The 6,000-nt window shown below is 29.3% G+C and carries 7 protein-coding genes; all 7 read left to right on the top strand.

The window, feature by feature from the left end; genetic code table 11:
* Positions 1-59: 59 nt before the first annotated feature.
* The 7 genes from ACI313_RS07390 (at position 60) to ACI313_RS07360 (ending at position 5,973) form a co-directional block, all read left to right on the top strand.
* Positions 60-797, top strand: a complete 738-nt coding sequence (locus ACI313_RS07390) for an alpha/beta hydrolase (RefSeq protein ID WP_439755658.1) — start codon at positions 60-62, stop codon at positions 795-797.
* Between the two features lie 129 nt (positions 798-926).
* Positions 927-1,601 (top strand): response regulator transcription factor, encoded by a 675-nt coding sequence (locus ACI313_RS07385; protein WP_320607636.1) that lies wholly within the window; start codon positions 927-929, stop codon positions 1,599-1,601.
* 2 nt (positions 1,602-1,603) lie between these two features.
* On the top strand, positions 1,604-2,581 hold the full coding sequence (locus ACI313_RS07380; RefSeq protein WP_439755657.1) for a sensor histidine kinase: 978 nt from the start codon (positions 1,604-1,606) through the stop codon (positions 2,579-2,581).
* A 51-nt stretch (positions 2,582-2,632) separates the two neighbouring features.
* Positions 2,633-2,839 carry a hypothetical protein gene (locus ACI313_RS07375; RefSeq protein WP_439755656.1) on the top strand — a complete coding sequence of 69 codons (207 nt, stop codon included), beginning with the start codon at positions 2,633-2,635 and terminating at the stop codon, positions 2,837-2,839.
* A gap of 2 nt (positions 2,840-2,841) precedes the next feature.
* Entirely contained in the window at positions 2,842-3,093 is a 252-nt protein-coding gene (locus ACI313_RS07370) for a hypothetical protein (protein ID WP_320607640.1), read from the top strand.
* 112 nt (positions 3,094-3,205) lie between these two features.
* A complete protein-coding gene (locus ACI313_RS07365) occupies positions 3,206-3,970 on the top strand; it encodes an ABC transporter ATP-binding protein (RefSeq protein ID WP_439755655.1) in 765 nt (254 codons plus the stop codon).
* Positions 3,967-5,973 carry an ABC transporter permease gene (locus ACI313_RS07360; RefSeq protein ID WP_439755654.1) on the top strand — a complete coding sequence of 669 codons (2,007 nt, stop codon included), beginning with the start codon at positions 3,967-3,969 and terminating at the stop codon, positions 5,971-5,973. Before ACI313_RS07365 ends, ACI313_RS07360 begins: the two co-directional genes overlap by 4 nt.
* Positions 5,974-6,000: the final 27 nt, after the last annotated feature.

The following is a 6,000-nucleotide window of genomic DNA, read 5'->3' as shown; positions in this document are numbered from 1 at the left end:
AAAAGTATATTCTAAATGACTATTAGATGAGTCAATTAGAATATACCAGGAATATCTTTATGAAAAAGAAAAAAATATTACTATTAGTTATACTCATTATTTGTATATCTTTAATAGGCGGATCGGCTTATTATTTAAGTGACAGTTATCCTGCTAATCAAGAAGAAATTGCTTCTTATATAGACAACACCAATGTTACGATTAATAAATTAGATAATGGAAATTATGAATTTATGCCTTCGAATCCTACAACTGGTTTTATTTTTTATCCCGGGGGAAAAGTTGATTATGAGGCATATATTCCTTTAATGGAACAGTGCGCTAAACAAGGGATTCTTTGTGTCTTAGTGAAAATGCCTTTTAATTTAGCAGTATTTGACTTAAATGCAGCTGATGGTATTCAAGCTCAATATCCCGATATTGAAAACTGGTATATTGGTGGACATTCATTGGGTGGTTCAATGGCTGCTTCGTATGTAAGTAAACACATTGAAGATTATCGTGGTTTAATTTTATTGGGTTCTTATTCGACAAGTGATATTTCGAGTGAACTAGATGTATTATCTATTTATGGATCTGAAGACCATGTACTAAATTTAGATAAATATAATGAAAATAAAAAACATCTTCCGGATGATTTTAAAGAAATAATCATTGAAGGGGGTTGTCATTCTTATTTTGGAGTTTATGGACACCAAGAAGGAGATGGAAATCCTACGATTTCAAATTTTGAACAAATTCAAATCACAACGGATGAAATCATTTCATTTATTAAAGAGAGTCAACATGGCGTTTAATTATAAAAAGAATAAAATCAATTGTTCTAAGGATTAATTTATAACAATTGAAGAAGGAGTAAGTGTACAAATTATGCACATTGGCTCATTTGATAGTGAAGATAAAAATATTAAAAAAATGGAGTTAGTATGTATAAAATAATGATTGTTGAAGATGACCGTGGCATTGCCCAGGCTATTCAAGTTCAAGGAGAACAATGGAATCTACAAGTTCATATTACCGAAAATTTTCGTGATGTAATGAGTGAATTTGCCTTTTTTAATCCTCATTTAGTATTAATGGATATTTCTTTGCCTTTTTTCAATGGCTATCATTGGTGTAATGAAATTCGTAAAGTATCAAAAGTCCCTATTATTTTTATTTCCTCTGCTTCGGATAATATGAATATGATTATGGCTATGAATATGGGAGCTGACGACTTTATTGCCAAACCTTTTGATCAAAGTTTATTAATGGCCAAAATTCAAGCATTACTTAGAAGAAGTTATGATTTTTCAAATCATGTATCGTTATTAGAACATCGTGGAGCCATTTTAAATTTAGGAGATGGTTCTTTATCATATCAAGATCAAAAAATATCTTTATCTAAAAATGAATATCGTATTTTATTAACTTTAATGGAAAACAAAGGAAAAATTGTGTCTAGAGAAAAACTAATGGATGCTCTATGGAAAACCGATAGCTTTGTGGATGAAAATACGTTATCTGTTAATGTGAATCGTTTACGAAAGAAACTGGATTCCTATGGTTTAACGAATTTTATTTTGACTAAATTTGGAATGGGATATATTATCGAGGATTGATTATGAATTTATTAAAACAATATTTAAAACAAAGAAAGAACATAATCATTTGTATTACCTTAGTTTATTTTATCTTTTTTATAAGTTTTTTATTATATGATTTACCTCTAAGAAGTTTATATTATCCTTTTTTACTATGTATAGTCATCAATATTCTTTTCTTTATTATTGATTTTTATTATGTAAAAAAGAAACATCAAACTTTAAGTCAAATACAAGTGTTGTATGAATCTTTTCCTATGTCTCAAAGTATTGAAGAAGAGGCTTACCAACAAATCATTCATCAGTTAATCCAGGAACAAAGAGACTATAAAACACAGATGGATCAAAAATACGATGACATGATTGATTACTATACAACATGGGGACACCAAATTAAAACACCTATTGCGGCTATGAAACTCCATCTTCAAAATGAAGATAGTCCTCTTTCTTTTAAATTATCTACTGATTTATTCCATATTGAACAATACGTCGAAATGGTTATGACATATTTACGATTGGATTCAAATAATACTGACTATGTGTTTCATGAAGTGGATTTAGATGATGTCATAAGACAAGTAATTAAAAAATTTGCCCCTGAATTCATTGAACGAAAAATTAAATTAAATTATGAATCCATTTCAGATTTTATTATAAGCGATGAAAAATGGTTATCCTTTGTGATAGAACAAGTTGTATCCAATGCGTTAAAGTATACTCCCAAAGGAAGTATTTCTATTTATTTGAAAGACAAAAACATTCTTTGTGTTCAAGATACCGGAATCGGTATTGCTTCAGAAGATCTTCCTCGTGTCTTTGAAAAAGGTTATACTGGATACAATGGAAGAATGGATTCTAAGGCAAGTGGTCTTGGTTTATATTTATGTAAACGAGTATGTGATAACTTAGGACACGATATTTCCATTGATTCCATAATAGATAAAGGAACAACCGTTTATATTGATTTAAGTCAAGTTCAGTTAGAAAAAGAATAATAATTGCTCTTTTCTATATAATATAGAAAAGAGTTTTTAATAGGAGAATTTATGGAATATACATTAGAAGAATTAGTGGAAGCTAAAAGACAAATCGATTCAACTCTACATAAATTAGAAGAAACACTAAAAACATTGGAATCGAAAGAAAATCCGAGTCGATGTAAGTCACAAATCACATTAGCTAAAAGAAGAATTAAGGCATTTGAACTTGCGAATCATTTTATTGTAAAGGAAATAGAAAAAATGGAGAAATAATTATGAATTCAATTGAAAATATTATTAAAAACACCAATGAAGAAAATCAAAATAAAACCGATTGGACTAAAGCTTGGAGTACTAAATATCCTGTTCTAAAAACTTATCAAAATGAAGTCGATATTCCTAAATACTCCCGACAAATAAGGACAATGTTTAATGATTTACAGGCAACTTATGGATATAGTGAACTCGATGCGATGTTAGTTTTAAAAGACATTCTTGCTCATGAATATATGGATCACAAAAAGTAATATATCTCTTTTTCTTACAAAACTGTTAGAATTTGAGTGAAATTGTAAGCAAACAAAATAGTATGACAAACACTCTTCTTGTTAGAATTTAGACAGAAAAAGGAGGACTTATATGAGTATCTTAAATGTAAAAGGAGTACAAAAAATATACACCAATCGCTTTGAACAAAATAAAGTCGAAGCCTTAAAAAATGTCAATTTTTCCGTTGAACAAGGAGAATACGTTGCGATTATGGGAGAATCGGGTTCAGGAAAAACCACGTTATTAAATATATTAGCTAGTCTGGATAGTCCTACTAGTGGAACCATTTTATTAGATGGATTTGATTTATCAAAATTAAAGGAATCTCAAAGAGCTGAATTTCGAAGAGACAATCTTGGTTTTGTGTTTCAAGAATTTAATTTATTAGACACATTTTCTATCGAAGATAATATTTATCTTCCTTTAGTCTTACAAGGAAAACATCATAAAGAAATGAAAGCATTACTAGATCCTATTGCCAAACAATTATGCATTGATTCTTTACTTAAGAAATTTCCATATGAATTATCGGGTGGACAAAAACAAAGAGTCGCTATTGCTCGTGCTTTAATTACCCATCCTAAAATCATTTTAGCCGATGAACCAACCGGAGCCCTTGATTCTAAATCAAGTGATGAACTTCTTTCTTTGTTTAGTCAAATCAATGAAAAAGGACAGACAATCTTAATGGTTACGCATTCCATTAAAGCAGCGTGTCATGCTTCACGTGTTTTATTTGTCAAAGATGGTCAAATTTTTCATCAAATTTATAGAGGAAACCAAACCAATGAACAACTCTATCAAATGATTTCGGATACATTGACTTCTTTACTTACACGAGGTAATTCACTATGAAACTAAGTTTTAATTTAAACTTTGCGATGAATGCCATTAAAAAGAATAAGAAAACCTATGGACCTTATATTCTTACAAGCAGTGGCATGGTTATGATGTTTTATATTATTCGCTATCTTATACAAATGCCAAGTATGGAAACAATTCCAGGTGGCGAAAGCATTGCGATGATGTTGAATTTTGGATCCTTTGTCCTTGCCTTATTTGCTCTTATTTTCTTGTTTTACACACATTCTTTTTTAATGAAACAAAGACAAAAAGAATATGGTTTATATAATATGTTGGGAATGGGAAAGAAACATTTAAGTATTTTATTAGCCTGGGAAACAATTATTATTTTCGTAATTTCCATTTGTTTAGGTCTATTTTCTGGTTTTTTATTATCAAAGATGAATGAATTATTATTAATTCAATTTATGGATGGAACCATTAATTATAATTTAACGATGAATTTATCCGCAGTTATTTATACTTTTATTGTCTTTATTCCTATTTTCGTTTTAATTTTTATAAAAAGTTGGTTTTCTATTCTTAAAATGAATACCATCACTTTAATGAAAAGTGAACAAATAGGAGAAAAACCACCCAAAGCCAATTATGTATTCGGAATTGTAGGCCTTATTCTATTAGCAATTGCCTACTATATTGCCCTTTCCATTGAAAGTCCCTTAATTGCCTTAGCATGGTTTTTTATCGCCGTTAGTTTGGTCATTATTGCCACATATTTATTGTTTATTTCAGGATCGGTAGTATTGTGTAAAATCCTACAAAAAAACAAAAACTATTACTATCAAAAAAATCACTTTGTATCCGTTTCCTCAATGAGCTATCGTATGAAAAGAAACGGAGCTGGGCTTGCTTCCATTTGTGTATTAAGTACGATGGTTATTGTTATGATGATGGGCGCTGGGAGTTTATATTTTGGGAAAGAATATAGCTTAAATGAACGATATCCCTATGATTTTTCTCTTTCTTTTTATGATGAAAATGAAGTATTTTATAAACAAGAAGTGGATGCTTTACTTAAAGAACAAAATGTAAATCCCATCAATTTAAAGAAATATTCAATCGCATCAACGACTGGTTTATTTGAAAATGGCAAATTGATATTAGATCCCACTCAAGTGAACGAAGCCAATGCCCAAACAATGGATAATGTAGCTAATATTTATCTTATTTCACTTGATTCTTATAATGTGTCAATGAACAAAAATGAAGTTCTTGAGGACAATGAAATATTGATGCACTGTGTTCGTACTTCTTATAACGATGATTCGATTTCTTTGAAAGACGGTACAAAATGGGTTATTAAAAAACAAGTAGATGATATGCTTACTTCTGGTGAAGCAGTCATGAATATTATTCCTTCTATTTTTATGGTTGTGAAAGATATAAATCCCGTAATAAATTGTTTTAATTCTCAACTCGATGAACAATATCCTTGTTTTATTAAATACAAATATGAATTTGATACCCATTTATCAAAAGAAAAACAATTTCAATTAAATGAAATTCTTTATAATCACTTGCGTAATTTAAGCATAGAATACAATTCTCCCTTTTCTTTAGAATTTAAAGAACAAGAACGAAGTGAATTTTATAGTATTTTTGGAGGTATCTTCTTTTTAGCTATTTTCTTAATGATTATTTTTGTAGCTGCTACCGTATTAATCATTTATTACAAACAAATTAGTGAAGGATATGAAGATAGGAATCGTTTTGAGATTATGCGAAAAGTAGGAATGAAAGACGAAGATATTCGTAAAAGCATTAATTCCCAAATGTTGACTATTTTCTTTTTACCATTAATCATGGCTGCTTTACATGTTACCTTTGCCTTTCCCATTGTACAAAAATTATTGGCTATGTTTAATCTAAGAAATGTTACTCTTTCTTTAATTGTAACGGGTATTTGTATTTTCATATTTGGTTTATTCTATGTCATTGTCTATAAAATCACTTCCAATGTGTATTATGATATTGTATCGGGTCATAAACAATGAATAAGAAATGGGATCTTATTGTCTTAA

This window comes from Floccifex sp., from assembly GCF_051873495.1.
In the GTDB taxonomy this organism is placed as follows: Bacteria; Bacillota_I; Bacilli_A; order Erysipelotrichales; family Erysipelotrichaceae; genus Floccifex.
Note: the sequence above shows the minus strand (reverse complement) of the source record. Positions and strands in the feature narration are given on the sequence as shown.